A 26,115-nucleotide genomic window follows, 5' to 3' on the forward strand; every position below is an offset into this window, starting at 1 on the left:
CCTGAGGACGTGCCCCATCAGTATGTAGGACCACCATAGGGCCCCGATACCGCCGGGGAAACGGCCGCTGGAATCTCAGACTAGAACGTGTTACAACCGGGAAGACGAACGGGTAGTCGTCGGCCGAGTAACGTCGGCTAGTCGAGGCGTGTCACGTTAACAAAGGACGGCTGGAATGCGCATCAGTTACACCCCTGAACAGGAGGAGCTGCGTCGCGAGCTGCGGTCGTACTTCACCACGCTTATGACCCCCGAGCGTCGGGAGGCGCTGCACTCGACGCAGGGCGAGGTGGGAACCGGCACCGCCTATCGCGACACCGTCGCGCAGATGGGCAAGGACGGGTGGCTGACCCTGAACTGGCCCAAGGAATACGGCGGCCAGGACCGCTCCCCGATGGACTCGCTGATCTTCACCGACGAGGCCGCGATCGCCGGCGTGCCGGTGCCGTTCCTGACGATCAACAGTGTGGCGCCGACCATCATGGCGTTCGGCACCGAGGAACAGAAGAAATTCTTCCTGCCCAAGATCGCGGCCGGGGAGTTGCACTTCTCCATCGGCTACTCCGAGCCGGGCGCCGGCACCGACCTGGCGAACCTGCGTACCACCGCAGTCCGCGACGGCGATGACTACGTCATCAACGGCCAGAAGATGTGGACCAGCCTGATCGCCTACGCCGACTGGGTCTGGCTGGCCGTCCGCACCAACCCGGAAGCCAAGAAGCACCGCGGCATTTCGATGCTGGTCGTGCCGACGACCGCGGAGGGGTTCTCCTGGACGCCCGTGCACACCATGGCCGGTGTGGACACCAGCGCCACCTATTACTCCGACGTGCGAGTCCCGGTGACCAACCTGGTCGGCGAGGAGAACGGCGGCTGGAAGCTGGTGACCAATCAGCTCAACCACGAACGCGTCGCTCTCGTGTCGCCGCAACCGATCTTTTTGGCCCTCCGCGAGGTTCGCGAGTGGGCGCAGAACACCAAGGACGCCGGCGGGGCCCGGCTGATCGACTCGGAATGGGTGCAGATCAACCTGGCCCGGGTGCACGCCAAGGCCGAGGTGCTCAAGCTGATCAACTGGGAACTGGCCTCGTCGAACAGCGAGTCCTTGTCGCCGGCCGACGCGTCAGCGGCCAAGGTGTACGGCACCGAACTGGCCACCGAGGCGTACCGGCTGCTTATGGAGGTACTGGGGACCGCGGCGACGGTGCGCCAGGATTCGCCGGGCGCGCTGCTGCGTGGCCGGGTCGAGCGGATGCACCGCGCGTGCCTGATCCTGACCTTCGGCGGCGGCACCAACGAGGTGCAGCGCGACATCATCGGCATGGTCGCGCTGGGCCTGCCCCGAAACCGCTGAGCCCCCTCTTCCTAAGGACGAACATCGATGGACTTTTCGACAACCGAAGCGGCGAACGATCTCGGCGGCCTGGTCGACACGATCGTGAACTCGGTATGCACACCGGAGCGCCAGCGTGAGCTCGACAAGCTGGACCAACGGTTCGACCGTGAGCTGTGGGGCAAGCTCGTCGACGCCGGCATCCTCACCAGCGCTTCGGCCACCTCGGTGGGCGGCGATGGATTCGGGGTGCTCGAGCAGGTCGCCATTCTGGTGGCGTTGGGTCACCAGTTGGCGGCCGTGCCTTACTTGGAGTCGGTGATGCTGGGCGCCGGCGCATTGGCCCGCTTCGGAACCGAGGAGCTGCAACAGGATTGGGGCGCCCCGGCGGTCAGTGGCGAGAAGATCCTCGCCGTTGCGCTGCTGGGCGAGATGGGTGAGGGTCCGGTGCAGGCCACCCGCGCCGGCGACGGCTATCGCCTCACAGGTACCCGCACCCAGGTCGGCTTCGGGCCGGCAGCCGACGCCTTCCTCGTTCCCGCCGAGACCGATTCAGGCACGGCCGTTTTCGTGGTTGCCGCCGGAGATCCCGGCGTTTCGGTGACCCCATTGCAGACCACCGGCCTGGGCAGCGTCGGGCACCTGGCGCTGGACGGGACCGAGGTGGACGGTACCCGGATGGTCGGCGGCGCCGAGGTCGTCGTCTGGCTCGACATACTTGCGGCCCTGGGCCGCAGCGCCTTCCAACTCGGAGTGCTGGAACGTGGACTGCAGCTCACCGCCGAATACGCCCGTGAGCGGGAGCAATTCGATCGTCCGATCGGTAGCTTCCAGGCGGTGTCACAACGGCTGGCCGACGGCTACATCGACGTCAAAGGCTTGCGGCTCACGCTGACTCAGGCGGCGTGGAAGGTCTCCGAGGACGTTCCCGCCGACATCGACGTGGCAAGCGCCGCGTTCTGGGCCGCCGACGCCGGGCACCGCGTGGCGCACACCATCGTGCACGTGCACGGCGGCGTCGGCGTCGATACCGACCACCCGGTTCACCGCTATTTCTTGGCCGCCAAGGAGGCCGAGTTCGCGTTGGGCGGGGCCACCGGCCAGCTGCGCCGGATCGGCCGCGAGCTGGCGGAAACCCCTGCCTAGTTTCGTGCTTCCTCCCGACCCCACGGTCACCAGGCTGCTGGTACCGCTGGCCGAGATCGAGGACCGCGGCGTCTATTTCGAAGACTCGTACGTCAGCTGGCGCGATCACCTGCGCCACGGCGCCGCGATCGCGGCGGCCCTGCGTGACCGCCTCGACCCGTCGAGGCCACCGCACGTCGGCGTGCTGCTGGAGAACACCCCGTTCTTCTCGGCGATGCTGACGGCGGCCGGCATGTCAGGGATCGTGCCGGTGGGCCTCAACCCGGTGCGCCGCGGTGACGCGCTGGCGCGTGACATCGCCCATGCCGACTGCCAGGTGGTGCTGGCCGACTCGAATTCGGCCGAGTCGCTTGGCGGCATCGACTACGTCAACGTCGACTCCACCGAGTGGGCCGACGAAGTTTCCGCACATCGCGATGTCGAGCCGCACTTCCAATCGGCAACGGCCGCAGACCTTTTCATGCTGATCTTCACCTCGGGTACCAGTGGCGAGCCGAAGGCGGTCAAGTGCAGCCACGGCAAGGTCGCGATCGCGGGGGTGACGATGACGCAGCGATTCGACCTCGGCCACGACGACGTCTGTTACGTGTCGATGCCGCTGTTTCATTCCAACGCGGTGCTGGTCGGCTGGGCGGTGGCGGTGGCCTGCCAGGGCTCGCTGGCGTTGCGGCGCAAGTTCTCCGCGTCCAACTTCCTGGTCGATGTCCGCCGCTTCGGCGCCACCTACGCCAACTACGTCGGCAAGCCCCTGTCGTACGTGCTGGCCACGCCGGAGCAGCCCGACGACGCGGACAATCCGCTGCGGGCGGTCTACGGCAACGAGGGCGTGCCCCGCGATGTCGAACGCTTCGCGCGCCGATTCGGCTGTGTGGTCCAGGACGGGTTCGGTTCCACCGAAGGCGGGGTGGCGATCGCGCGCACCCCGGACACCCCGGACGGTGCGTTGGGCCCGCTGCCCGAGGGCGTCGAGATCGTCGACCCCGACACCGGTGCACCCTGTCCGGCGGGCGTGGTCGGCGAGCTGGTGAACACCGCCGGGCCGGGGCGGTTCGAGGGCTACTACAACGACGAGGCCGCCGAGGCCGAGCGGATGTCCGGCGGGGTCTATCACACCGGCGACCTCGCCTACCGCGACGCCGCCGGCTACGCGTACTTCGCGGGACGGCTGGGCGATTGGATGCGCGTCGACGGTGAAAACCTCGGCGCCGCGCCGATCGAACGGGTGCTGTTACGCCACCCGGACGTGACCGAGGTGGCCGTCTACGCGGTGCCGGATCCGGTGGTCGGTGACCAGGTGATGGCCGCTTTGGTGCTGGCTGCCGGGGCCGAGTTCGATGCCGAGAAGTTTCGCGCCTTCCTGGCCGAGCAGCCCGACCTGGGGCCCAAGCAGTGGCCGTCCTACGTCCGGGTCAGCGCCGAACTTCCGCGCACAGTGACCTTCAAGGTGCTCAAGCGCCAGTTGGCGGCGCAGGGTGTCGACTGCGACGATCCGGTGGTGCGAATACAGCCGCAACGGGAGAGAGGAACGTCCGCGGGTGATGAAACTTCGTAAGGTGATCGCCGGGTCGGCTCTTCTCGCGTGCCTCGGCCCGGCCGCGCTCGGGTTGGGCGCCGGTTTCGCCGTGGCGGAGCCAGTGCCACCGCCACCTCCGCTGCCTCCCCCGCCGCCACTGGTGTGGGCGCCGCAGACACCGGAGCCCGACCCATGGCAGCCTCCGCCGCAGGAGGAGTCACCGCCGCTGCCGCCGCTGCCGCCGAGCTAGCGACGCGCCGTCACCGTTGTCGCGCTGGGCGTCAAGACGGGTCGACGATAATGCGACACTGCACAGACATGTCGTCGAAGGAGACGCGATGGTTGGTCCGATCAGCCGGCCTCTGGAGACAGCGCTCGAAGCGAGCTTTGATCAGCTTTCCGCCACGGTACCGGCGGACGTCGGCATTGCGATCGCCCGACCGGATCGCACCTACTCGTTGGGCCGGTGGTGGTCCGGTGTCGCATGGTCGACCATCAAGGTGCCGTTGGCGATCGCCGCGCTGCGTTGCGATTGGTTGCACGCCAAGGACCTGGCCGTCAAGGCGATCACGGAATCCGACAATCGCGCATCGGAGCAATTGTGGTCCCGTTTGGGCGATCCGGGGGAAGCGGCACGGCGGGTGCAGGCGGTGATCGCCGAGGGCGGTGACACGGCCACCGTGGTCGAATCTCGCCGGCTTCGGCGTGGGTATACGGCGTTCGGCCAGACGCAGTGGACCCTGCAGCGGCAGGCGCGGTTCGCCGCCGAGCTGCCGTCGATCCCCGATTCGGCCGACGTCATCGACCTGATGCAGCGCCTCACCAGCGGCCATCGCTGGGGGCTGGCCGCCAAAGGCCTTGCGGCCAAGGGCGGTTGGGGGCCCGGCATGCACGGCGACTACCTGGTGCGGCAGTTCGGCATCGTACCCACGCCATCGGGGCAGTGGGGCGTGGCGCTGGCGGCCACGGTTCACGACGGGGTGTTGGAAACAGGCGTCGAGGTCCTGAACACAATGGCCGAGTGGGTCCTCAGCCGGCTTCCCGGGTTAGCCCGTTATTGACGGCACCACGGCGTCGATCAGGTGCGGCCCGGGTTCGCTCAAGGCTTGACGCAGCGCGTCGGCGAGTTCCTCCGCGGTGGCGACGCGGCGGGCGGGCACTCCCATCCCCTCGCTGATCTTGACGAAATCCATTGTGGGGCGCGACAAGTCCAGCAGGTCCAGCGCCTTGGGCCCGGGAGCCGATCCGGCGCCCACCCGAGCCAACTCGATCCGCAGGATGTCGTAGGCGCTGTTGTCGTAGATCACGGTGGTCACGTTCAGGTTTTCCCGCGCCTGAGTCCACAATCCGGAGATCGTGTACATCGCCGACCCGTCCGATTCCAGGCAGAGCACCGGACAATCGGGTGCGGCGACCGCGGCACCCACGGCGGCCGGGATGCCGTATCCGATCGCCCCGCCGGTCAGCGTCAGCCAGTCATGGGCCGGCGCCCCCGCCGTGGCCTGGGCGAGCAGCACACCCGAGGTGTTCGACTCGTCGACGACGATCGCCCGTTCCGGCAGTAGCGCGCCGATCACGTCGGCCGCTGACGCGGACGTGAGGACACCCGTGGGCAGCTGCGGCCGCGCCGCGGCCGCCACCGGGGCAGACGTTCCGGGCGCGACCTCGTCGGCCACCGCGGCGAGCGCCTCGGCGGCACCGCTGTGCCCGGCAAGCAGATGCACCTCGCAGCCGGCCGGGACCAGGTCGCTGGGCATGTTCGGGTAGGCGAAGAACGACACCGGCGACTTGGCCCCGGCCAGCACCAGATGCTTGGCACCGTCGAGTTGGGCGGTAGCAGCCTCGGCGAAATAGGCCAGCCGCTCGACGGCGGGAACGCCCGCGCCGCGCTCCAGCCGGGTCGGGAACGTCTCGCACAGCACGCGGGCGCCGGTCGCCTGCGCGATCCGAACGGCGGCGGCAAGACCCGGGCCGCGAGTGGCGTCACCGCCGATCATGAGCACCGTGGGTTCGCCGGAGCGCAGCACCTCGATCACTTCGAACGCCAACCGCGGCTCGGCCCCCGCGGGTTCCGCGGGCACGGTGCCGCCGGGTTGCGCCCCGTCCGACCAGGACACATCGGCGGGCAGGATCAGCGTCGAAATCTGCGAGCCCGCGCGGCTGGCGGCGATCGCCTCGGCGGCGTCGGACGCGACGTCCGCGGTGTGTTCGGTGCGACGCACCCACCCCGAGACCGTGCCCGCGAGCGCGTCGATATCGGATTCCAGTGGGGCGTCGTACTTTTTGTGGTACGTGGCGTGGTCGCCGACGACCACCACCATCGGCACCTGAGCGCGCCGGGCGTTGTGCAGGTTCGCCAGGCCGTTGCCCAGGCCGGGACCCAGGTGAAGCAGCACTGCGGCCGGCCGGCCGGCGATACGGGCGTAGCCGTCGGCCGCGCCGGTCGCGACTCCCTCGAACAGGGCCAGCACACCGCGCATGCGCGGGACGGTGTCCAGCGCGGCCACGAAGTGCATCTCCGAGGTGCCCGGGTTGGCGAAGCACACGTCGACGCCACCGTCGACCAGGGTGTTGATCAGGGCCTGGGCACCGTTCACGTAATTGCCTCCAGTTTGAAAACGCGCCCGGCGTTGCCGTGCAAGAAGTCCCGGCGGCCCTCGTCGGCCAGACCGAGGTCCGCCAATCCCGCCAAGGCGTGCGCGTGAGTCATCATCGGATAGTTGGTGCCGAACAAGACCTTGCGTTGTCCGGTAGCGGTTTTCATGAACCGGACGAGCTCATCCGGAAGTCGCTTGATCGTGTAGGCCGACGTGTCGATGTAGACGTTTGGATGCTTGCGGGCGACGGCAACCATCTCCTCGGTCCACGGATACCCGACGTGGCCACACACGATCACCAGCTCGGGAAAGTCGAGCGCGATCTGGTCGATGTAGGGGATCGGACGGCCGGTCTCCGATGGTCGCAGCGGACCGGTATGGCCCACCTGGGTGCAGAACGGCACCCCCAGCTCCACGCATTCGGCGAACAGCGGATAGTAGCGGCGGTCGGTGGGTGGCGCGTTCCACAGCCACGGCACCACCCGTAGGCCCAGGAATCCCTCTCGAACGCGGCGCCTCAGTTCACGAACCGCTTCCATCGGGCGATCGAGGTCGACGGTGGCCAGCCCGCCAAACCGGTTCGGATGCAGGCGAATCCACTCGGCGACCTCGTCGTTGGAGATCAAATCCTGGCCGCCGGGCCCGCGCCACGCGCTGAGCAGGCCGAACCGGACGTCGGCCGCGTCCATGGTCGCGATGCTCGCCTCGATCGGGACGTCGGCGTCCGGTATGGAGTCACCGGTCCAACGCCGCAGCGATGCCAGCATGTCGCTGCGCAGGAACCGCGCAGTGGGATGCTGCATCCACACATCGACCGTCATCGCGATCAAGAGTAGACGCGGTGTCAGAGGGCCAGCGCGGCGCGGGCGCAGGCGTGCGTCCGCTGGGCGTACCCGCCGCCGAACAGCACGACGTGCGCCAGCAGGGGGAAGAGCTGGTGCAGCCCGGTGCGGTTGCGCCATCCGGCGCGCAGCGGCCGCACCCGTTCGTAGCCCGCGACGATGGCGTCGTAGTGCGGGCAGCCGAACAGCGCGAGCATCGCGAGGTCGCTTTCGCGGTGACCGGCGTGCGCGGCCGGGTCGATCAGCACCACCCCGTCGGGCGTCCACATCACGTTGCCGCCCCACAGGTCGCCGTGCAGCCGGGCGGGCCGGTCGTCGTCGTCGAAATCGCCCGAGCGGCAACGCGCTACGACGGAATCGATGGCGCTTCGGGTGGAAGCATCGAGCCGCGGCGCGGCCAGCTCCGCCATCGGGATCAGCCGCTCCTCCGCGTAGAAGTCGCCCCAGCGGCGGTGCCGCCGCAGCGACATCGGCAGCGGCTGGGACAGCGGCCCGAAGAACCCGGGTCCGTCCCAGCCGTCGGGCCCGGCACCGAAGTCGGGGGCGCCGGCGTCGTGCGTCACGGCGAGGTGGCCGCCGAACGCGAGCGCCGCCTCCGGGGTCGGGAGCGCCGAATCAAGCCGCCGCAGGGTCAGGCTCGTCGCGTCGACGGAGACAACGTCCGCGCAGGGCACACCCCCGTCGACGCCGGCCAGCCACCGCAATCCGGCGGCCTCCCACGCGAAGTAATTGCTGGGCGCGGCCGGGTGCTGCTTGACGAAGTCGCTCAAGCGGTCGCGTGGGCGGCGTGCACGTCGTCGGCCGGACGTGCCTCCGTCTGCTCCTTGGCCCAGCGGTAGTCGGGCTTACCGGCCGGTGACCGCTTCACCTCGTCGACCAGCCAAAGGCTGCGGGGCACTTTGTATCCGGCGATCTCGGAGCGCACGAAGCGGTCCAGCTCCGCCAGCGACGGCCGGGCACCCGGGCGGGGCTGCACGACGGCGGCCACGTGTTGGCCGTAGCGGGGATCGGGAACACCGACCACCAGCGCGTCGAATACGTCGGGGTGGCCCTTGAGCGCCGCCTCGACCTCCTCGGGGTAGATCTTCTCGCCGCCGCTGTTGATCGACACCGAGCCGCGGCCCAGCATCGTCACGGTGCCGTCCTCCTCGACCAGGGCCCAGTCCCCGGGGATCGCGTAGCGGACCCCGTTGATGGTCTTGAACGTTTCGGCGGTCTTCTTCTCGTCCTTGTAGTAGCCGACCGGGATGTTGCCCTTCTTGGCGATGAACCCGCGCACACCCGAGCCGGGCTTCACCTCATTGCCCTCCTCGTCGAGGACGACGGTGCGGTGGTCGATCGTCACGCGCGGGCCGCCGGCGTGCGGCGCGTCCTTCGCGACGATGCTGGTGCCGCCGAATCCGGTCTCCGAGGAGCCGATCGAGTCGGTGATGACCCGGTTGGGCAGCAGCTCGAGCAGCCTCTCCTTGATGCTCGGCGAGAACAGCGCCGCGGTGCTGGCGAGCAGGAACAGCGACGACAGGTCATAGTCGTGGTCGGTGTCGAGCGCGTCGAGCAGCGGGCGTGCCATCGCGTCGCCGGTGAAGAACAGCAGGTTCACCTTGTGCTCGTGGATCGTGCGCCACACCTCTTCGGCGTTGAATTCCGGTGCGAGCACGGTGGTTTGGCCCGAGAAGATCGACATCCAGGTGGCCGACTGGGTGGCGCCGTGGATCATCGGCGGAATCGGGTAGCGCACCATCGGCGGATTGGCGGCCGCGGCCTTGGCCAGGTCGTGCTCGTCCTCGACGAATTGACCTGTCGCGAAATCGGTTCCGCCGAACAGCACCCGGTAGATGTCCTCGTGGCGCCACATCACGCCCTTCGGGAAGCCGGTGGTGCCGCCGGTGTAGAGCAGGTAGATGTCGTCGGCGCTGCGCTCGCCGAAGTCGCGCTCGGGGGAGCCCTGGGCGATCGCCGAGTAGAACTCGACGCCGCCGTAGCGCTGGTAGTCGTTGTCGGAGCCGTCCTCGATGACGAGGATCGTCTTGACGTTCGGGGTGTCCGGCAGCACGTTGGCCACCCGGTCGGAGTACTGGCGCTCGTGGACCAGGGCGACCATGTCGGAGTTGTCGAACAGGTAGCGAAGCTCGCCCTCGACGTAGCGGTAGTTGACGTTCACCAGGATGGCGCCCGCCTTCACGATGCCGAGCATCGCGATGACGATCTCGATGCGGTTACGGCAGTACAGCCCGACCTTGTCGTCCTTTTTCACCCCCTGGTCGATCAGGTAGTGGGCCAGGCGGTTGGCCTTCTCCTCCAACTGGGCGTAGGTCAGCTTCTCGTCGCCGCAGATCAGGGCGACACGGTCCGGCACAGCGTCGATGGCGTGCTCTGCGAGATCGGCAATATTCAGGGCCACGGCACCAAATTAGAACGTGTTACATTTCTTGACAAGCTCATGCCCCTCGTCGACGGAAAGGCAGTAGCCGTGGCTCAGGCTCCAGCAAACGAACAAACGGGACAGGACGCCCTCGTCGAACAGCGCGGCCACACCCTGATCGTCACGTTGAACCGGCCGCACGCCCGCAACGCCCTGAGCACCGAAATGATGGAAATCATGGTGCAGGCCTGGGACCGCGTCGACAACGATCCGGACATCCGCTGCTGCATCCTGACTGGGGCCGGTGGCTACTTCTGCGCCGGCATGGACCTCAAGGCGGCAACCAAGAAGCCGCCGGGTGAGTCGTTCAAGGACGGCAGCTACGACCCGTCGCGAATCGACGCTCTGCTGAAGGGCCGCCGGCTGACCAAGCCGCTGATCGCGGCCGTCGAAGGACCCGCGATCGCCGGGGGCACCGAGATCCTGCAGGGCACCGACATCCGCATCGCGGGCGAGAGCGCCAAATTCGGCATCTCGGAGGCCAAGTGGAGCCTCTACCCGATGGGCGGGTCGGCCGTGCGGCTGGTGCGGCAGATCCCCTACACGGTCGCGTGCGACCTGCTGCTGACCGGTCGGCACATCAACGCCGTTGAAGCCAAGGAGATGGGCCTGATCGGGCATGTGGTGCCGGACGGCCAGGCGTTGACCAAGGCGCTCGAGCTCGCGGAGATCATCGAGAACAACGGCCCGCTGGCCGTGCAGGCGATCCTGCGGGCGATCCGCGAGACCGAGGGCATGCACGAGAACGAGGCCTTCAAGATCGACACTCAGATCGGCATCAAGGTGTTCCTGTCCGACGATGCCAAGGAAGGCCCCCGGGCGTTCGCCGAGAAGCGCAAGCCCAACTTCCAGAACAAGTAACCCTCCGCTGGCGCCTTCGCGCCGAACGTGAACAGAGGGCCACATTTCGGCCGGTTTTTCGCCCTGACGTCACGTTCGGCATTCTGTCAGTCCCCCGCGCCACACTGCCGGCATGCGGGAACCATTCATCGGCAGCGAGGCGCTGGCATCGGGCGCACTGACGCGGTACCGGTTGCGCAGCAGATTCGTAGCGCTGCACCCGGACGTCTATGTCGAACGCGACACGGATCTCACCGCCGTCACGCGCGCCCACGCCGCATGGTTGTGGTCACGGCGGCGCGGCGTGGTCGCGGGACAGTCCGCTGCGGCATTGCACGACGCCAAATGGGTCGACCACCGCGGCCCGGCTCAGTTGGTGTACGAACACCGTCGTCCACCGGCGGGAATCCGCACCTGGTCGGAGAGCGTCGCTCCCGGCGAAATCCAGTTGATCGGCGGAATACCGGCTACCACCTCGACGCGCACCGCTTTCGACCTTGCCTGCCGGAATCCCACCGGAAGGGCTGTCGCGGCCATCGATGCGCTGGCCCGGGCAACCAGGCTGAATGTCGATCAGGTCCAACGACTCGCCGAACGCTACAAAGGTCATCGCAACATCCGCCGGGCGCGGCGCGCGCTGACACTCGTCGACGCGGGCGCGGAATCGCCGCGCGAGACGTGGCTGCGGCTGCTGCTCATCGAGGCCGGCTATCCGCGGCCGCGCACCCAGATTCCGGTTTACGGCGAATACGGCGAGCTCGTCGCGGTCTTCGACATGGGTTGGGAGGACGTCAAACTGGCCGTCGAATACGAAGGTGATCACCATCGCACCGATCGCAGGCAATTCAGCCGGGATATCGCCCGCTACGAAGCGCTGGCCGACCTCGGATGGATGGCCATCCGGGTCACGGCCGACGACACGCGGGGCGGCATCCTCGCACGCGTGGCCGCCGCCTGGACCCGCCGAACGTGAACACATGGTTGGTTTCGGCCGATTTTCTCGCCCTCAGATCACGCTCGGCGAAGAGCGGTAGGGCGCCTACCCCAGCGGCGCGCTCGGTGTGAACGCCACCGGCATTTTCTCCAGGCCGGACACGAAGTTGGCGGGACGCAACGGCAGGTCGGCGTCCGAAGCCAACCGCATGTCCGGCAGGCGCTGCAGCAGCCGGGTCTGCATGATCGACAGCTCCAGCCGGGCGAGCTGGTTGCCGAGGCAAAAATGCGTCCCGAAGCCGAAGGCGAGGTGGTTGTTCGGGTAGCGCTCGATGTTGAAGGTCTCCGGCTCGTCGAAAACCTTCTCGTCGAAGTTCGCCGACTCGAACAGCAGGATCATCTTCTCGCCCTGGTGCAGTTGGGTGCCGTGGAATTCGGTGTCGGCGGTGATCGTGCGTGCCATGTTCTTCACCGGCGCGGTCCAGCGGAGCATCTCTTCGATCGCGTTGGGCAGCAAGCTCAGATCGGCCGCCAGGCGCCGGTGCTGATCGGGATGCAACAGCAACTGCCTCGTCCCGCCGGAGAGCGTGTGCCGCGTGGTCTCGTCGCCGCCGATCAACAGCAGCAAAACCTCGGTGACAATCTGGTGGTCCTCGAGCCGTGAGCCCTCGACCTCTGCGTGCACCAGCACGCTGACCAGGTCGTCGGTCGGCTGCTTCTTGCGGGCCTCGATCATCCCCATCATGTACTGGCTGTAGGCCGCGAAAGCGTCCATGGTGACCTGGACGTCCGCTTCGGCCGCGGTGCTGCTCAACGCGCCGACCAGGTCGTCGGACCACTTGAGGAACATCGTGCGCTCTTCCGGCCGCACGCCGAGCATGTCGCCGATGACGGCCATCGGCAGCGGCGCGGCCAGGTCCCAGACGAAGTCACACTCGCCGCGTTCGCACACCGCGTCGATCAGCGTGTCGCACAGCGAAACAATCTTGGATTCCAGGTCTTTGACGCGCTTGCGAGTGAAGCCGGAGTTGACGAGCTTGCGGCGCAACAGATGTTGCGGATCGTCCATCTCGATCATCATCTCGACGCCCGGTTGGTCCGGGCGGATGCCGCCGGCGTTGGAGAACAACTCCGGGTTGCGCTCGGCCTCGATCACCGCCTGATAGGTCGAGGCGGCGGCTAATCCGTTGCGGTCCCGAAAGACTGGCTCGTTCTCGCGCATCCACTTGTAGACGGGCCGAGAGTCGCCGGCGTAGAAAGTCCCGTCGGTGAGGTCAATATCGGGTTTGGTCTTCAACTCGCTGGCGGTCATGAGATCTCCTGGGCATCACCGAAGGACATTTGTACGCGGTCAACAGAGCTAGACACCATGGCACGCTTCGGGAGACCAAGCGAAGCAAGCTCTTTAGAGTACGGATGCTCGCCGAGCCGGATGCTCACCCCGCCGAATCGCGTGCGCACGCCGTCCAGGGTGTGCTCGAAGGCGGTCTCGCGGGTGACTCCGTCGCGGTGCGAGTAGGTGCGTTGCGCTTGCTGGCGCGGGGTCAGCCGGAACGGCAGGCCGCGGCGGAATTCCATGCCGATCACCGGCTGGCCGTCGATGCTGAGGTCAAAACCGAACCGTCGGCCTTCCCGAACGGTGAAGTCGCCCATCACCTTCGGGTAGCCCCAGATCTTGGTTCCCGCTTCCAGGGTGAACGCCTGGTCGACGGGAAGGTGGTGGATGAAGGCGCCGGCCGACTGCAGGGCACGCGGCCCGCTTGCCTTCGAGCCGGGCGGGTTCACCATCACGCTGGTGCCGAACTCGTGGTACCGGCCCAGGTCGCCGTCGATGTAGTGCATCAACATCAGCACCACAATCGCGCGGCCGGGAAGGTAGCGGCAGACCTGCAGGCCGCTGTAGTCGATCATCTGCTGCGCGGCGTCGGCGTCGACGGAGAACATCGCCATATGTTGATTTGCCTGGCGGATTCGTACCGGCATCGTGAGTACCGTGCCCGCGATGGTGTGCTGCGAGGCTGTCATCGGGCCAATCTAGAACGTGTTCTATTCGTTCGGCAATAGCGGGTCAGGTCAGCGTGGCGAGCTCCCTGATCTGCGCCTCGTTGCGTCCGTTGACCACCATCATGGTGACGCCGGCGGCTTCCCAGACCTTGACCTGCTCACGGACGTAGTTGATATCGCCGACGATCGCGGCGTCGTCGACGACCTCGTCCGGGATGATCGCCGCAGCCTTATCCTTCTGGTTGCTGCGGAAGAGCTTGGTCACCTCGTCGACCACCTCGGCGTAGCCCATCCGGCGGTACACGTCGGCGTGAAAGTTGGTGTCCTCGGCGCCCATGCCGCCCATGTAGAGGGCCAGATAGGGCTTCATGGCCGCGAAGGCGGCAGCACGGTCGTCGGTGATGACGATGTTCGCGGTCGCGCAGATCTCGAAGTCCTCACGGCTGCGCCGCGCCCCGGGCCGCGCGAAGCCCTCGTCGAGCCACTCGTTGTAGGTATCCGCCATCCGCGGCGTGTAGAAGATCGGCAGCCAGCCGTCGCAGATCTCGGCGGCCAGCGCGACGTTCTTCGGCCCCTCGGCCCCCAGCATGATCGGGATGTCGGGGCGTAATGGGTGGGTGATGGGCTTGAGCGCCTTGCCCAGACCGGTCGTCCCCTCCCCCGTCAGCGGCAACGGATAATGCGGTCCGTCGCTGGTCACAGCCTTCTCTCGCGCCCACACCTGTCTCATGATGTCGACGTACTCGCGGGTGCGGGCCAGTGGCTTGGGGAAGGGCCGGCCGTACCAGCCCTCGACCACCTGCGGGCCGGAGACACCGAGGCCCAGGATGTGCCGGCCGCCGGACAGGTGGTCGAGCGTCAGCGCGGCCATCGCGGTTGCCGTCGGGGTGCGCGCGGACAGCTGGATCACCGAGGTGCCCAGCCGGAGCCGGTGGGTCGACGATCCCAACCAGGCCAGCGGCGTGTAGGCGTCGGACCCCCACGCCTCGGCGGTGAACACGGCGTCGAAACCGGTTTCCTCCGCCGCGGCTACGAGCTCCGCGTGATTCTCCGGCGGCTGAGCGCCCCAATACCCGAGCTGCAACCCCAGCTTCATCGTCATTGACCCTTCCGGCGACCCGATGTTGAAACCGTTCTTAGAACCTGTTCTACTCGATGGCGTGACAGCCAGCTCGAGCAGCCCGACCTTGACGGATCACCCTGAGCCGCCGCTCTCCGCGCCACTGACGTTGTCGTTCGACTACACCCGTTCGGTCGGCCCCACGCTAAGCAAGTTCTTCACCGCACTGCGTGAGCGCCATGTCTTGGGGGTGCGCGGATGCGATGGCCGGGTGCACGTTCCACCGGCGGAATATGACCCGGTTACCTACGAGCCGCTGGGCGAGATGGTACCGGTCTCCAGCGTCGGGACCGTCGTGTCCTGGACGTGGCAACCCGAGCCGATCGAGGGCCAGCCGCTGGACCGTCCGTTCGCCTGGGCGCTGATCAAGCTCGACGGCGCGGACACCCCGCTGATGCATGCCGTGGACGCGGGCAGTCCTTCCGCCATCAAGAGCGGCTCCCGGGTGCACGTGCACTGGGCCGACGAGCCGGTGGGCGCCATCACCGACATCGCCTACTTCGCACTCGGCGAGGAAGCCGAACCCGCGTCCGAACACGCGGGGGGCGAACAGGATCCGGTGACCATGATCGTCACACCGATCTCGCTGACGATTCAGCACACCGCCTCCCACGAGGAGAGCGCCTACTTGCGCGCCATCGCCCAGGGCAAGCTGCTGGGCGCGCGGACCGGCAAGAACGGCAAAGTTTACTTCCCGCCGCACGGCGCGGACCCGGCCACCGGACAGCCCACCACCGAGTTCGTCGAGCTGCCGGACAAGGGCACGGTCACGACGTTCGCAATCATCAACATCCCGTTCCAGGGGCAGCGCATCAAACCGCCGTACGTGGCGGCCTATGTCTTGCTCGACGGGGCCGACATCCCTTTCCTGCACCTGGTCGCCGACATCGACGCCCACGAGGTGCGGATGGGGATGCGCGTGGAAGCGGTGTGGAAACCCCGCGAGGAGTGGGGCTTTGGCATCGACAACATCGAGTACTTCCGGCCGACAGGGGAACCCGACGCCGAGTACGACACCTACAAGCACCACCTGTAAAGGGCCTACCTGTAAATGAGCGCTCGCAACGTTGCGGTGGTCGGCTTTGCCCACGCGCCGCATGTCCGCCGCACCGACGGCACCACCAATGGCGTCGAGATGTTGATGCCGTGCTTCGCCCAGCTTTACGAGGACCTCGGAATCACCCAGGCCGACATCGGCTTCTGGTGCTCGGGTTCGTCCGATTACCTTGCGGGACGGGCGTTCTCGTTCATCTCGGCAATTGACTCGATCGGCGCCGTCCCGCCGATCAACGAGTCGCATGTCGAGATGGACGCGGCCTGGGCGCTCTACGAGGCGTACATCAAGCTGCTGACCGGGGAGGTGGACACCGCGCTGGTGTACGGATTCGGCAAGTCCTCGGCCGGGATTCTGCGGCAGATCCTGTCGCGGCAGACCGACCCCTACACCGTCGCGCCGCTGTGGCCCGACTCCGTGTCGATGGCGGGGCTCCAGGCCCGCATCGGGCTCGAGAACGGCAAGTGGAGCGAAGAGCAGATGGCGCGCGTAGCATTCGACTCCTTCGAGAATGCCCGGCGGGTGGACTCTGTGGAGCCGGCGATCAGCGTGGCCGAACTGCTCGAGCGGCCGTTCTTCGCCGAGCCCCTGCGGCGCCACGACATCGCGCCGATCACTGACGGCGCCGCCGCCATCGTGCTCGCGGCGGGTGATCGTGCGCGCGAACTACGCGAAAACCCGGCCTGGATAACCGGAATCGAGCACCGCATCGAGACGCCCTCGCTGGGTGCGCGCGACCTCACCGAATCCGTGTCCACCAAGGTGGCGGCCCAAGTGGCCACCGGCGGCAGGACCGACAACCTCGACGTTGCGGAGATCTGCGCTCCCTTCACCCACCAGCACCTGATCATCGCGGATGCCATCCGGATACCGGGGCCGACGAAAGTCAATCCGTCGGGCGGCGCGCTGGCCGCCAACCCCATGTTCGTCGCGGGCCTCGAGCGCGTCGGCTTTGCGGCGCAACACATCTGGAATGGGTCGGCCGAGCGGGTGCTCGCGCACGCCACCAGCGGGCCGGCGTTGCAACAGAACCTGGTCGCGGTCATGGAAGGAATGAACTGATGGCCGGTGCAGGGCCGAACCTCGCCGCGGTACTCGGTACCGGACAAACGAAGTACGTCGCGAAGCGACAAGATGTCTCGATGAACGGGCTGGTGCGCGAAGCGATCGACCGCGCGCTGGCCGACTCCGGCTCCACCTTCGACGACATCGACGCCGTGGTCGTCGGCAAGGCTCCCGACTTCTTCGAAGGCGTCATGATGCCCGAGCTGTTCATGGCCGACGCCATGGGAGCCACCGGCAAGCCGCTGATCCGGGTGCACACCGCAGGTTCGGTCGGCGGGTCCACCGGGGTGGTGGCCGCCAGCCTCGTCCAATCGGGCAAGTACCGGCGTGTGCTGGCGATGGCCTGGGAAAAGCAGTCCGAGTCAAACGCGATGTGGGCGTTGTCGATTCCGATCCCCTTCATCAAGCCGGTCGGCGCCGGGGCGGGCGGTTATTTCGCCCCACACGTGCGGTCGTACATCCGCCGATCGGGCGCACCGCTCAACATCGGCGCCATGGTCGCGGTCAAGGACCGGCTCAACGGGGCCCGCAACCCGCTGGCCCACCTGCACCAGCCCGACATCACCCTGGAGAAGGTGATGCAGTCGCCGATGCTGTGGGATCCCATCCGTTACGACGAGACCTGTCCGTCGTCGGACGGCGCCGCCGCGGTCGTGATCGGCAATGAGGAGGCCGCCGAAGCCCGTCTGGCGCAAGGACAACCGGTGGCATGGATCCATGCCACCGCGCTGCGCACCGAACCGCTGCAGTTCTCGGGCCGCGACCAGGTCAGCCCGCAGGCCGGGCGTGACGCGGCCGCCGCGCTGTGGAAGGCGGCGGGCATTACCAGCCCGATCGACGAGATCGATGCCGCGGAAATCTACGTGCCGTTCTCGTGGTTCGAGCCGATGTGGTTGGAAAACCTCGGGTTTGCGCCCGAGGGCGAGGGCTGGAAACTCACTGAAGCCGGCGAGACGGCGATCGGCGGACGGCTGCCGGTCAACCCGTCCGGCGGTGTGCTGTCTTCGAACCCGATCGGCGCCTCCGGCCTGATTCGGTTCGCCGAGGCAGCGATTCAGGTGATGGGCAAAGGTGGGGATCACCAGGTTCAGGGCGCGCGCAAGGCCTTGGGGCACGCCTATGGCGGCGGCTCGCAGTACTACTCCATGTGGGTGGTCGGTGCGGACAAGCCGACGCCTGAGAAAGTCGGCTCGTGAGCGAACACCCGGCGCACGAGGCCGGTCGGCGCTCGCGCGAGGCGGTCATAGCCAGGGACAAAGAGGCATGGCTGGCGGTGTTCGCCGACGACGCCATTGTGGAGGACCCGATCGGACCGTCGGCCTTCGACCCGGAGGGCAAGGGCCACCGGGGCCGCGACGCGATCTCGGCTTTCTGGGACAAGGCCATCGCCCCCACCACCAAAATCGAGTTCGTCTTCCGCGACACCTACCAATGCGGCAACGAGGAAGCCAACATCGGGCACATCCTCATCACCCATGGTGACTACCAGGTGACCGCCGAAGGCGTGTTCACGTACAAGGCCGACGACGAGGGCAAGATGACCGCCCTGCGTGCGTACTGGGAGATGGACCGGGCGACAGCCACGTTGAAGAAGGTAACCAGCTAGGTCGGGGGGCGAGCATCGCACGTTAGTGCTTCCCTCGCTGCTCCGATTCTGCCGATCGTCGGCCCCATCTGCTGGCAGGCTATCTTCATGCCCGACAAGCACGCCGTTCTCGTGCATGGCTCATGGAGCCGCGGGGAGCAGTGGGCACCCGCCCGGGCGGCTTTTGCGGAACGTGGCTTCACGGTGCACACGCCGACATTGCGTCATCATGAATTGCCCCTGCACGACGGTGCGGCCAGGATCGCGTCGTTGAGCATCCGCGACTACACAGACGATCTCGTCGCGCTGGTCGCATCGTTGGATTCCCCGCCGCTGCTGGTCGGGCACTCGTTGGGGGGCCTGTTGGTTCAGCTGGTCGCGGCACGGACGGCACATGCCGGCGTCGTCGCCGCCTGCCCGTCGTCAGTGGGGCCCTCGGGTCTGAACGCAACGACGATCGGCATCGCGCTGCCGCACGCCCGTAAGCCACGGCCATGGGCCAGGGCCGTCTATCCCCCGGCGTGGCAACGGTTTCGGCGAGGGATCGCGAGCGCACAGACCGACGAAGCGGCTCGCGAGGTGTTCGACGACCTGGTCTGCGAATCCGGGCGGGTGCTGTTTTTCGAACTGGCGATGCCGTGGCTGGACCGGAATAAGGCCGCAAGAGTGGATTTCGGCACCGTCACGGGACCCGTGCTCGTCATCAGTGGCGCCCGCGACCGCATCATGCCGCCGCGCCTGGCGCGCCGGGCGGCGGACCGGTTTGCCAACGCGAGTTACGTGCAGATTCCGGGGTCTGACCACATGGTGTTTTCCGGAGCGGCGCTACCCGCCACCATGGGCCTCATCGACGATTGGATCGCGACGCATCGCCTTTTCGCCGGTGTCTGACGCGTTGGCGGCCGCGTCAGCCGGGAAGGTCTAGAGCGGCTCGAGCCCGGCCAGGTGCCGCTGAGCCAGCTCGCGATAGGCCTGCGGATTCACCTTGACCCACATCTCGGCGCCCGTCCCGGCGACCGGGCCCTTGATCTGCGCCGGTGCACCGACCGCCAGCATGCCGGCCGGAATCTGGGTGCCGGCCGTCACCAGCGAGTGGGCCGCGATCAGGCTGCGTGCGCCGATCACCGCACCGTCGAGAACGGTGGCGTGGTTGGCGATCAAGGCCTCGGATCCGACGTGTACCCCATGAATGCAGCACATGTGCGCCACCGTGGCGCCGGGGCCGATGTCGACCGGGATGCCCGGCGGAGCGTGCAGCACGGACCCGTCCTGCACGTTCGCGCCCTCCCGCACCACGATGGGCCCGTAATCGCCGCGCAGAACGGTGTTGAACCACACCGAGGCGCCGGCCTCGACGACAACGTCGCCGATCAGGGTGGCGGTCGGGGCCACGAACGCGGTGGGATCCACCCGCGGCGCCCGCCCCTCGAAAGCAAACAGCGGCATCGTCTAGATATACCCCGAGCGCGCACACGCCGCGGGAAAGCTCAGCCAGATTCGCCATCGTTGCGCGCCACCGCCGCAAAACTGTAACGTGTTCTAGTTAGAGGGGTCGTGAGTTGGAGGTGACTGGTGAGTACCGACACCAAAGCGGTCGGCATCCGGGAAATCGATCCCGGCGCGTTGCCGACGAGGTACGCCCGGGGCTGGCATTGCCTGGGCGTCGCGAAGGATTTCCAGGACGGTAAGCCGCACTCCGTCGAGGCGTTCGGTACCAAGCTCGTGGTGTTCGCCGACTCAAGTGGGGACCTGAAGGTGCTGGACGGTTACTGCCGGCACATGGGTGGCGACCTCTCGGAGGGCACCATCAAGGGCGACGAGGTGGCCTGCCCGTTCCACGACTGGCGCTGGGGCGGTGATGGGCGCTGCAAACTGGTGCCGTACGCCAAGCGCACACCCAAGACGGCGCGCACCCGCTCGTGGACGACCGATGTGCGCGGCGGCCTGCTGTTCGTCTGGCACGACCACGAGCAGAACCCGCCGGACCCCGCGGTGCGGATTCCCGACATTCCGGAAGCAGCCAGCGACGAGTGGACCGAATGGCGGTGGAACCGGATCCTTATCGAGGGCTCGAACTGCCGCGACATCATCGACAACGTCACCGACATGGCGCACTTCTTCTACATCCACTTCGGTTTGCCGACGTACTTCAAGAACGTTTTCGAGGGCCATATCGCGTCGCAGTATCTGCACAACGTGGGGCGGCCGGACGTCAACGACCTGGGCACCTCGTACGGTGAGGCGCACCTTGACTCGGAGGCGTCCTATTTCGGGCCGTCCTTCATGATCAACTGGCTGCACAACAGCTACGGCGGATACAAGGCCGAGTCGATCCTGATCAACTGCCACTACCCGGTGACCCAGAACTCGTTCGTGCTGCAGTGGGGCGTCATCGTCGAAAAGCCCAAGGGCATGGACGAAAAGATGACCGAGAAGCTGTCGCGAGTGTTCACCGAAGGCGTCAGCAAGGGCTTCCTTCAGGACGTCGAAATCTGGAAGCACAAGACCCGCATCGACAACCCGCTGCTGGTCGAGGAGGACGGCGCGGTTTATCAGCTGCGTCGCTGGTATCAGCAGTTCTATGTCGACGTTGCCGACATCCAGCCGGAGATGGTGGAACGCTTCGAGATCGAGGTGGACACCACGCGCGCCAACGAGTACTGGAACGCCGAGGTCGAAGAGAACCTGAAGACCAAAGAGACCGAAGACGTTCCTGCGGAGCAACACTGACCGATATGCCCGGTGATCAGGTTCCTGACGTCGATCGGCTCGCTCGGTCGATGTTGTTGCTGCACGGCGATCACCACGATCACGACGAGCGACCGGTCAGTTCCGAAAGCAATGGCGGATCTTGGTCGAAGTCAAGGGATTTCGCCAACGATCCGCAGCGCGCCGCCGCCGTCGCCGAGGCCAGCCGCGCCGACCGAGAACGCTACCTCAGTTCGGGGCTGCTTCCGGTGGACTGCCGGTTCTGTCACGTCACGGTCACCGTCCGAAGGCTGGGCCCGGGCCACACCGCCGTTCAATGGAACACCGAAGCCTGGCAGCGCTGCGCGCACTTCGCCGAGGTGCGTAGTTCCGGTGGCGATACCGCACGCACCCGGTCGTGCCCCAAACTGAGCGACAGCATCGAGCACGCCGTCGCGGAGGGCTATCTAGGCGAGCCGGCCGATCCGGACGCTGACTGAATCACTGCCCTTGGCGCAGTTTGGTGATCGCCTCGAACGCCTCGAGGAATACCGTTGCGATGTCGCCGTCGCGAGCGCTGGCCATCGGGTTCTTCTCCAATAGGACGCGCTGCACGCCAATGCCCAACAGCAGGGCCGTGACCATGTCCGCGCGAATCCGGGGCCGATCCGCGGTTATCCGCTTCGCCAGGTTGCGCGTAAGGCCCTTGTCGAGCTGGGCATTGAGGCGCGCCACCACCGAGGGGTCGCCGCTGGACCGCAAGAGCGCAAACAACGGCGCATCGACGTCGCGGCGGGCGTGCAGGACGCGGGCAATCAACAGCTCCGCCAGCGCCTCGTCGGAGGCGCCCAGGATCTCCTCTACATTCTCCGAAACGTCCGTTGCTTCCGCGAAAAGGCGCTCCTTAGAACCGAAATAGCGGCGAACCAAAGTGACGTCCACACCGGCCTTCGCCGCCACCTCGCGTAGACCGATGGCGCTATATCCCCTGGCCAGAAAGAGCTCGCGAGCGGCTTCGAGCAGGCGGTTGCGGGTAGCGCCCGCGTCGCGGCGCCGGGGCGTCACGGTGTTCATGTCACTCCTTCCCTCGGTCTACAACTGTAGACATAACTGCCGCGGCACCGCTAGGCTGGGCGTTATGTCTACGTGTGTAGACATAACGGAGAGAGCGGAGGCTGCCATGGCCGGAATCATGCTTGTCAAACAGCGAGTCGCCAGCGTCGACCGATGGAACGCTGTGTTTCGCGATCCGAAACTCGACGCAATTCGGCGCCGCCATGGCCTCGTGGTGACGGGAACCTACATCGACGCCGACGACTCCAGCACCGTCATAGTGGTCATGGATATGGACAATGTCGGTGCCGCAAGACAGTTCGCGGCATCGCCGGACCTTGCCTCGGCGCGCGAGCGGGCCGGCGCCATCGGGCCTGCAGACGGTGTGTGGTTAGGGCCGCGCATGATCGGCGACTGATCTACAGCCCGGCGAACCGCTCCTTGACGGTTTCGACGGTCAGCCCGTAATCGGCCAGCGAGTAGCGGTGTTTCGGCGCCCGCTCGCCGGACTGGCTGTCCGCGTGCGCCTTTTCCATCGCCGCCCGCGCCTCCTCGGTCAGCGACAAACCGAAGTGCCGGTAGATGTCGGCCACCGTGCCGATCGGATCGGCGATCAGTTCCTTGTAGTCAACGTCATAGAACTGTGCCGGCGAGTACTTGGCGCGGGCGGTGTTGAAGCGCTCCAGTCCACGCGACCAGGTATCCATTGCGTCAGCCCCGATTTGAGCTCCGTCGAACGATGTCGACCATCCCTCCGCGGTGTGCTGGGCAAGCGAGCACATCGAAGCCATGATCGTCTCGACCGGCCGATGCGTCTGAATCACCAGCGCGTCGGGATAGGTCGCCATCAAGGCGTCCAACGCAAACAGATGGCTGGGATTTTTCAGCACCCAACGCTTTTCGGCGTCGTTCAGTCCGATCAGCTGGAGGTTCTTGCGGTGCCGCTGGTAGGACGGCGTCCAGTCCTGCTCTGACAGCCACTGCGCGTAGGTGGGCACGTGCGCCAACGTCTCGTAGGAAACCGAATGCAGCGATTGCCGAAGCAGCTGCCAGCACTCCTCCAGTTCGTATGCGGCCATGAAATGCAGGCCGGTGTAGCCGGGGTTGTCGCGATGGTGCTGGTTGAATTGCGCGTCGAGTTGGCGGTAAAGCGGGTGCGAATCCCAGGTTTCGCGCGGTGGACGCGGCTGTGGGAATTCGGCCAGCCACATGTGCAGGCCCTGATGAGCGGGGTCGGCGCCGAGCAGGCGGTGCAGCGCGGTGGTGCCGGTGCGCACCAGGCCGGTGACGAAGATCGGGCGTTCGATCACCACGTCGGCGTGCTGCGGATACTGCTTCCACGAAGCCTCGGAAAGCAACCTGGCCACCAGCGCGCCGCGTAAGAAGAACCGATTCATCTTGCTGCCCAACACGGTTAGGCCGGCTTCGCGCCGGTAGGAGTCCAGCAGGACCTCCAGCGCTTCGAGATAGTTGTCGTCGTCGGCGCCGAAGTCGTCGAGGCCGGTCAGCTTGGTGGCCGACGCGTGCAGTTCGTCGACGGTGCCGATATCGGTGCGATCGGTCATCAGTTGTGGTACTCCCCGCAGTTGACGTCCAGGGTCTGCCCGGTGATGCCGCTGGACAGATCGCTGGCCAGGAAAAGGATCGCCGAGGCGACTTCGTCTTCGGTCGGCAGGCGCTTCAGGTCGGAGTTCGCCGCGGTGGCCGCGTAGATCTGGTCCGCCGTGGTGCCGTACTTGCCGGCCTGGTGCTCGAAATAAGCCTGCAATGTTTCACCCCAGATATAGCCGGGGGCAACGGAATTGACGCGGATCCCCTTTTCACCCAGCTCGGTGGCCAGGGATTGCGACATGGACAGCAGCGCCGACTTGGCCATCTTGTAGGCGCCGTATTTGGCTTGGGAGTGCCGTAGCACCATGGAGTTGACGTTGACGATCGATCCGTGTGAGGACTCCAGCGCGGGCGTGAAAGCTTGGATGAGCCGCAACGCGCCGAGCGCGCTGAGCTCGATCGCGTCACGGATGTGCTGAAAGCTGGTGCCGGCCAACGGCTTCATGGACGGCACCCGGAACGCGTTGTTGATCAGCACGTCGACCTTACCGTAGGTCGCCATAGTGGTCTCGACGAGATAGTTGACCTCGTCGTCGTCGGTGATGTCGGCACGCACCGCCAACGCCTTGTTCCCGGTGTCATTGATCTGCTTGGCGACGCTTTCCAGCCGCTCCACGGTCCGCGCCGCCAACACCAGGTCTGCGCCGTCCTGGGAACACCGGTTCGCCAGGGTGGTACCGAGCCCCGGTCCGACGCCACTGATGACGACGACCTTGTCCTTGAGCAATCCTGACATCGTCACCCCAGCATCCTGGCCGCAATTTGTTGTTGACGCAGCGCTATTCGCGCGCGCCATTCGTCGTCGGAGATCTTGTTGTGCTCGAAGTACGGCAACGTGGCCGGTACGGCGTCGAAGTCGACCAATTCCACGGTCGGGCCGTCGGCCTCGGTGAGCTGACGGGACACCCGCTGCCAACGGAACTGCAAAAAGCCCCGCCGATGGTTCAGCGTCTCCACCCAGTTGGTCACGCCCGGGTTCTGGTCGGACACGACGATGCGCACCTTTCCATCCGGATCCGCTTGCGCCTGAGTGTTGTTCAGCGACGTCTGATGGTTGATGTAGTCCAGCGAGATGTACCACAGGCTGCCCAGCTGGAAGCCGAGATAGGGCGCGTCGGAGACCGGGATGGTGATCACCAGGGCCTGATCGGGCCGCAGGTCGTAGTGGCCCACCGACGAATACTGCGTCGCCAAGCCGCCCGGCGTCAGCCGGGGCGCGACCATCGTGTTGACCGGAAGGTCGAGATAAAACCACTGCGGAAATTGCAGCCAGGTCTTCACCCGGTTGACGAGCTGCTTTCCGGCTGTGACATAACGCTTTTCGATGGTTTCGCGGGTCAGCGGCGGCGGGGCGGTGCCCGCGGTGTCCAGCCGGGAAATGGCCAGCGTCCCGCGCTGTGCCGACCAGTCGCCGTAGACCTCGCGGATGACCAGCTGCCCATTGCTGGTGGGCCGCACCCGCCACTCGAAGCTGCCGTCGGCCGCGATCTCGAGCTCGCGGTCGTCGAATGCAGCCTGGCTGGCCGGCACGTTGTCGTCGGTGTATTCACCACCGAGCAGCTGGAAGCTCAGGTCAGTCGTAGTGCCGCGCCGGCCCGTGACGACGTAGTCATGATTGGCGCGCACCCGGGTCCCGAAGTAGAGGGTGTCGGGATTGTCCAGACCCATCTTGGTGAACGGGCCGGTGCCCGACTGCAGGAACGGGTGGTCCCGGTCGTAGTCGAAGGCCAGGTGTACGCAGGCCGAGACGCAGCCCGCCAGGTACTGCAGCCCTTCGAGCAGGTCTGCCTCGGTCTCGATGAAGGGCGCATCGACGACCAGTTTCTCGGCTTCGGCGATCGCGGCGGTGAGCGGGCGTGAAAAAGAATCTTCGGACACGCCTAGACGCTAGAACGTGTTCTACTTTTTCGTCAATGGCGAACGTTCCCGCGCGTCGGCCGCACGTTCAAAGACGAGGCCGACTCGCTAGGGTGCGCACTGCTGCGACAGGTCGATCAGATGCTGCCGCACGTCGGGATGCCGATTCAGGTAGTCCATGACGTTGCCGTTGCCGCCCTCCGCCTCAGACTTGGCCTGCAACTGCTGATGGAGCTGGGGATGCTGCTTCAGGTACGAGTCGATGGAATTACCGACGGTCTGATTGCACTGGGGAGCCGCGTTGACTGTGCCCGCCAGTGGCACGGCGATCACCGCGGCGGCGGTAGCGGTCATCAGCCCCCCGGCGAGCAGGCCGTACAGCCCACGGCGGCGAGCGCCGACTGTGTTGGATGTGCTCATGCGCGCCAGCGTACTCGCGGCAGCTTTGCGTA

The 26,115-nt window shown here is 66.6% G+C and carries 28 protein-coding genes; 15 read left to right on the forward strand and 13 right to left on the reverse strand.

The window, feature by feature from the left end:
- Window positions 1-175 precede the first annotated feature (175 nt).
- The 5 genes from A5756_RS17870 to A5756_RS17885 all read left to right on the forward strand — a co-directional run bounded on the left by A5756_RS17870 (window position 176) and on the right by A5756_RS17885 (window position 5,053).
- The gene (locus A5756_RS17870) at window positions 176-1,354 is read left to right on the forward strand and encodes an acyl-CoA dehydrogenase (protein WP_066955190.1); all 1,179 of its coding nucleotides are present in this window, start codon (window positions 176-178) and stop codon (window positions 1,352-1,354) included.
- A 27-nt stretch (window positions 1,355-1,381) separates the two neighbouring features.
- On the forward strand, window positions 1,382-2,479 hold the full coding sequence (locus A5756_RS17875; RefSeq protein WP_066955193.1) for an acyl-CoA dehydrogenase family protein: 1,098 nt from the start codon (window positions 1,382-1,384) through the stop codon (window positions 2,477-2,479).
- A gap of 4 nt (window positions 2,480-2,483) precedes the next feature.
- On the forward strand, window positions 2,484-4,031 hold the full coding sequence (gene fadD17, locus A5756_RS17880; RefSeq protein WP_066955196.1) for a long-chain-fatty-acid--CoA ligase FadD17: 1,548 nt from the start codon (window positions 2,484-2,486) through the stop codon (window positions 4,029-4,031).
- Window positions 4,018-4,242, forward strand: coding sequence for a hypothetical protein (locus A5756_RS25530; protein WP_082960050.1), 225 nt, complete (start codon window positions 4,018-4,020; stop codon window positions 4,240-4,242). Before fadD17 ends, A5756_RS25530 begins: the two co-directional genes overlap by 14 nt.
- Window positions 4,243-4,330: 88 nt before the next feature.
- Window positions 4,331-5,053, forward strand: coding sequence for a serine hydrolase (locus A5756_RS17885; RefSeq protein WP_066955199.1), 723 nt, complete (start codon window positions 4,331-4,333; stop codon window positions 5,051-5,053).
- Here the strand turns inward: A5756_RS17885 and A5756_RS17890 are convergent.
- Genes A5756_RS17890 through A5756_RS17905 form a run of 4 tightly spaced genes read right to left on the reverse strand, consistent with a single transcriptional unit; the run spans window position 5,039 to window position 9,832 of the window.
- On the reverse strand, window positions 5,039-6,589 hold the full coding sequence (locus tag A5756_RS17890; protein ID WP_066955202.1) for an acetolactate synthase large subunit: 1,551 nt from the start codon (window positions 6,587-6,589) through the stop codon (window positions 5,039-5,041). The two genes, A5756_RS17885 and A5756_RS17890, sit on opposite strands and share 15 nt — an antisense overlap.
- Window positions 6,586-7,410, reverse strand: coding sequence for an amidohydrolase family protein (locus A5756_RS17895; RefSeq protein ID WP_066955963.1), 825 nt, complete (start codon window positions 7,408-7,410; stop codon window positions 6,586-6,588). Before A5756_RS17895 ends, A5756_RS17890 begins: the two co-directional genes overlap by 4 nt.
- A 23-nt stretch (window positions 7,411-7,433) precedes the next feature.
- Window positions 7,434-8,201 carry a fructosamine kinase family protein gene (locus tag A5756_RS17900; protein WP_066955205.1) on the reverse strand — a complete coding sequence of 256 codons (768 nt, stop codon included), beginning with the start codon at window positions 8,199-8,201 and terminating at the stop codon, window positions 7,434-7,436.
- On the reverse strand, window positions 8,198-9,832 hold the full coding sequence (locus A5756_RS17905) for an acyl-CoA synthetase (protein ID WP_066955208.1): 1,635 nt from the start codon (window positions 9,830-9,832) through the stop codon (window positions 8,198-8,200). The genes A5756_RS17900 and A5756_RS17905 overlap by 4 nt, the downstream gene beginning before the upstream one ends.
- A 39-nt stretch (window positions 9,833-9,871) precedes the next feature.
- Here A5756_RS17905 and A5756_RS17910 point away from each other — a divergent pair, with 39 nt between their 5' ends.
- Both A5756_RS17910 and A5756_RS17915 read left to right on the forward strand, forming a co-directional pair.
- Window positions 9,872-10,714 (forward strand): crotonase/enoyl-CoA hydratase family protein, encoded by an 843-nt coding sequence (locus A5756_RS17910; protein ID WP_156659620.1) that lies wholly within the window; start codon window positions 9,872-9,874, stop codon window positions 10,712-10,714.
- A 112-nt stretch (window positions 10,715-10,826) separates the two neighbouring features.
- Window positions 10,827-11,666 carry a hypothetical protein gene (locus tag A5756_RS17915; protein WP_066955212.1) on the forward strand — a complete coding sequence of 280 codons (840 nt, stop codon included), beginning with the start codon at window positions 10,827-10,829 and terminating at the stop codon, window positions 11,664-11,666.
- Between the two features lie 66 nt (window positions 11,667-11,732).
- Here A5756_RS17915 and A5756_RS17920 read toward each other — a convergent pair whose 3' ends face one another.
- From A5756_RS17920 to A5756_RS17930, 3 genes are read right to left on the reverse strand one after another with little or no spacing between them, the layout of a single operon-like run.
- Window positions 11,733-12,938: a cytochrome P450 gene (locus A5756_RS17920; RefSeq protein ID WP_066955216.1), complete on the reverse strand. Its 1,206-nt coding sequence runs from the start codon at window positions 12,936-12,938 to the stop codon at window positions 11,733-11,735.
- A complete protein-coding gene (locus A5756_RS17925; RefSeq protein ID WP_066955219.1) occupies window positions 12,935-13,651 on the reverse strand; it encodes an acetoacetate decarboxylase family protein in 717 nt (238 codons plus the stop codon). Before A5756_RS17925 ends, A5756_RS17920 begins: the two co-directional genes overlap by 4 nt.
- A gap of 43 nt (window positions 13,652-13,694) precedes the next feature.
- Complete coding sequence (locus A5756_RS17930; protein WP_066955967.1) at window positions 13,695-14,726, reverse strand: LLM class F420-dependent oxidoreductase; 1,032 nt, start codon at window positions 14,724-14,726, stop codon at window positions 13,695-13,697.
- A gap of 64 nt (window positions 14,727-14,790) precedes the next feature.
- Here A5756_RS17930 and A5756_RS17935 point away from each other — a divergent pair, with 64 nt between their 5' ends.
- From A5756_RS17935 to A5756_RS17955, 5 genes are all read left to right on the forward strand, one after another.
- On the forward strand, window positions 14,791-15,786 hold the full coding sequence (locus A5756_RS17935) for a Zn-ribbon domain-containing OB-fold protein (RefSeq protein WP_066955968.1): 996 nt from the start codon (window positions 14,791-14,793) through the stop codon (window positions 15,784-15,786).
- A 15-nt stretch (window positions 15,787-15,801) separates the two neighbouring features.
- A complete protein-coding gene (locus A5756_RS17940; protein WP_066955222.1) occupies window positions 15,802-16,866 on the forward strand; it encodes a thiolase domain-containing protein in 1,065 nt (354 codons plus the stop codon).
- Window positions 16,866-18,065: a thiolase domain-containing protein gene (locus tag A5756_RS17945; protein ID WP_066955225.1), complete on the forward strand. Its 1,200-nt coding sequence runs from the start codon at window positions 16,866-16,868 to the stop codon at window positions 18,063-18,065. Before A5756_RS17940 ends, A5756_RS17945 begins: the two co-directional genes overlap by 1 nt.
- On the forward strand, window positions 18,062-18,475 hold the full coding sequence (locus A5756_RS17950; protein ID WP_066955228.1) for a nuclear transport factor 2 family protein: 414 nt from the start codon (window positions 18,062-18,064) through the stop codon (window positions 18,473-18,475). Before A5756_RS17945 ends, A5756_RS17950 begins: the two co-directional genes overlap by 4 nt.
- Window positions 18,476-18,562: 87 nt before the next feature.
- Entirely contained in the window at window positions 18,563-19,345 is a 783-nt protein-coding gene (locus A5756_RS17955) for an alpha/beta hydrolase (RefSeq protein ID WP_066955230.1), read from the forward strand.
- Between the two features lie 30 nt (window positions 19,346-19,375).
- Here the strand turns inward: A5756_RS17955 and A5756_RS17960 are convergent, their stop codons facing one another.
- Window positions 19,376-19,900, reverse strand: a complete 525-nt coding sequence (locus A5756_RS17960; protein WP_066955234.1) for a gamma carbonic anhydrase family protein — start codon at window positions 19,898-19,900, stop codon at window positions 19,376-19,378.
- Between the two features lie 126 nt (window positions 19,901-20,026).
- Here A5756_RS17960 and A5756_RS17965 point away from each other — a divergent pair, with 126 nt between their 5' ends.
- Entirely contained in the window at window positions 20,027-21,184 is a 1,158-nt protein-coding gene (locus A5756_RS17965) for a Rieske 2Fe-2S domain-containing protein (protein ID WP_066955237.1), read from the forward strand.
- A gap of 5 nt (window positions 21,185-21,189) precedes the next feature.
- On the forward strand, window positions 21,190-21,642 hold the full coding sequence (locus A5756_RS17970) for a hypothetical protein (protein ID WP_066955240.1): 453 nt from the start codon (window positions 21,190-21,192) through the stop codon (window positions 21,640-21,642).
- A gap of 1 nt (window position 21,643) precedes the next feature.
- On the opposite strand, the gene A5756_RS17975 is transcribed toward A5756_RS17970, so the two are convergent.
- Complete coding sequence (locus A5756_RS17975) at window positions 21,644-22,216, reverse strand: TetR/AcrR family transcriptional regulator (protein WP_066955243.1); 573 nt, start codon at window positions 22,214-22,216, stop codon at window positions 21,644-21,646.
- Window positions 22,217-22,322: 106 nt separating this feature from the next.
- Here A5756_RS17975 and A5756_RS17980 point away from each other — a divergent pair, with 106 nt between their 5' ends.
- Entirely contained in the window at window positions 22,323-22,613 is a 291-nt protein-coding gene (locus A5756_RS17980) for a hypothetical protein (protein WP_231989240.1), read from the forward strand.
- Window position 22,614: 1 nt separating this feature from the next.
- Here A5756_RS17980 and A5756_RS17985 read toward each other — a convergent pair whose 3' ends face one another.
- From A5756_RS17985 to A5756_RS18000, 4 genes are all read right to left on the reverse strand, one after another.
- Window positions 22,615-23,760 (reverse strand): sulfotransferase, encoded by a 1,146-nt coding sequence (locus A5756_RS17985; protein WP_066955246.1) that lies wholly within the window; start codon window positions 23,758-23,760, stop codon window positions 22,615-22,617.
- Window positions 23,760-24,542, reverse strand: a complete 783-nt coding sequence (locus A5756_RS17990; protein WP_066955249.1) for an SDR family oxidoreductase — start codon at window positions 24,540-24,542, stop codon at window positions 23,760-23,762. The genes A5756_RS17985 and A5756_RS17990 overlap by 1 nt, the downstream gene beginning before the upstream one ends.
- Window positions 24,543-24,544: 2 nt before the next feature.
- The gene (locus A5756_RS17995; protein ID WP_066955253.1) at window positions 24,545-25,684 is read right to left on the reverse strand and encodes a hypothetical protein; all 1,140 of its coding nucleotides are present in this window, start codon (window positions 25,682-25,684) and stop codon (window positions 24,545-24,547) included.
- A gap of 87 nt (window positions 25,685-25,771) precedes the next feature.
- On the reverse strand, window positions 25,772-26,083 hold the full coding sequence (locus A5756_RS18000; RefSeq protein ID WP_066955255.1) for a hypothetical protein: 312 nt from the start codon (window positions 26,081-26,083) through the stop codon (window positions 25,772-25,774).
- Between the last annotated feature and the right edge of the window lie 32 nt (window positions 26,084-26,115).

Origin of the sequence: Mycobacterium sp. 852002-53434_SCH5985345 (assembly GCF_001667155.1) — a bacterium.
GTDB lineage: Bacteria > Actinomycetota > Actinomycetes > Mycobacteriales > Mycobacteriaceae > Mycobacterium.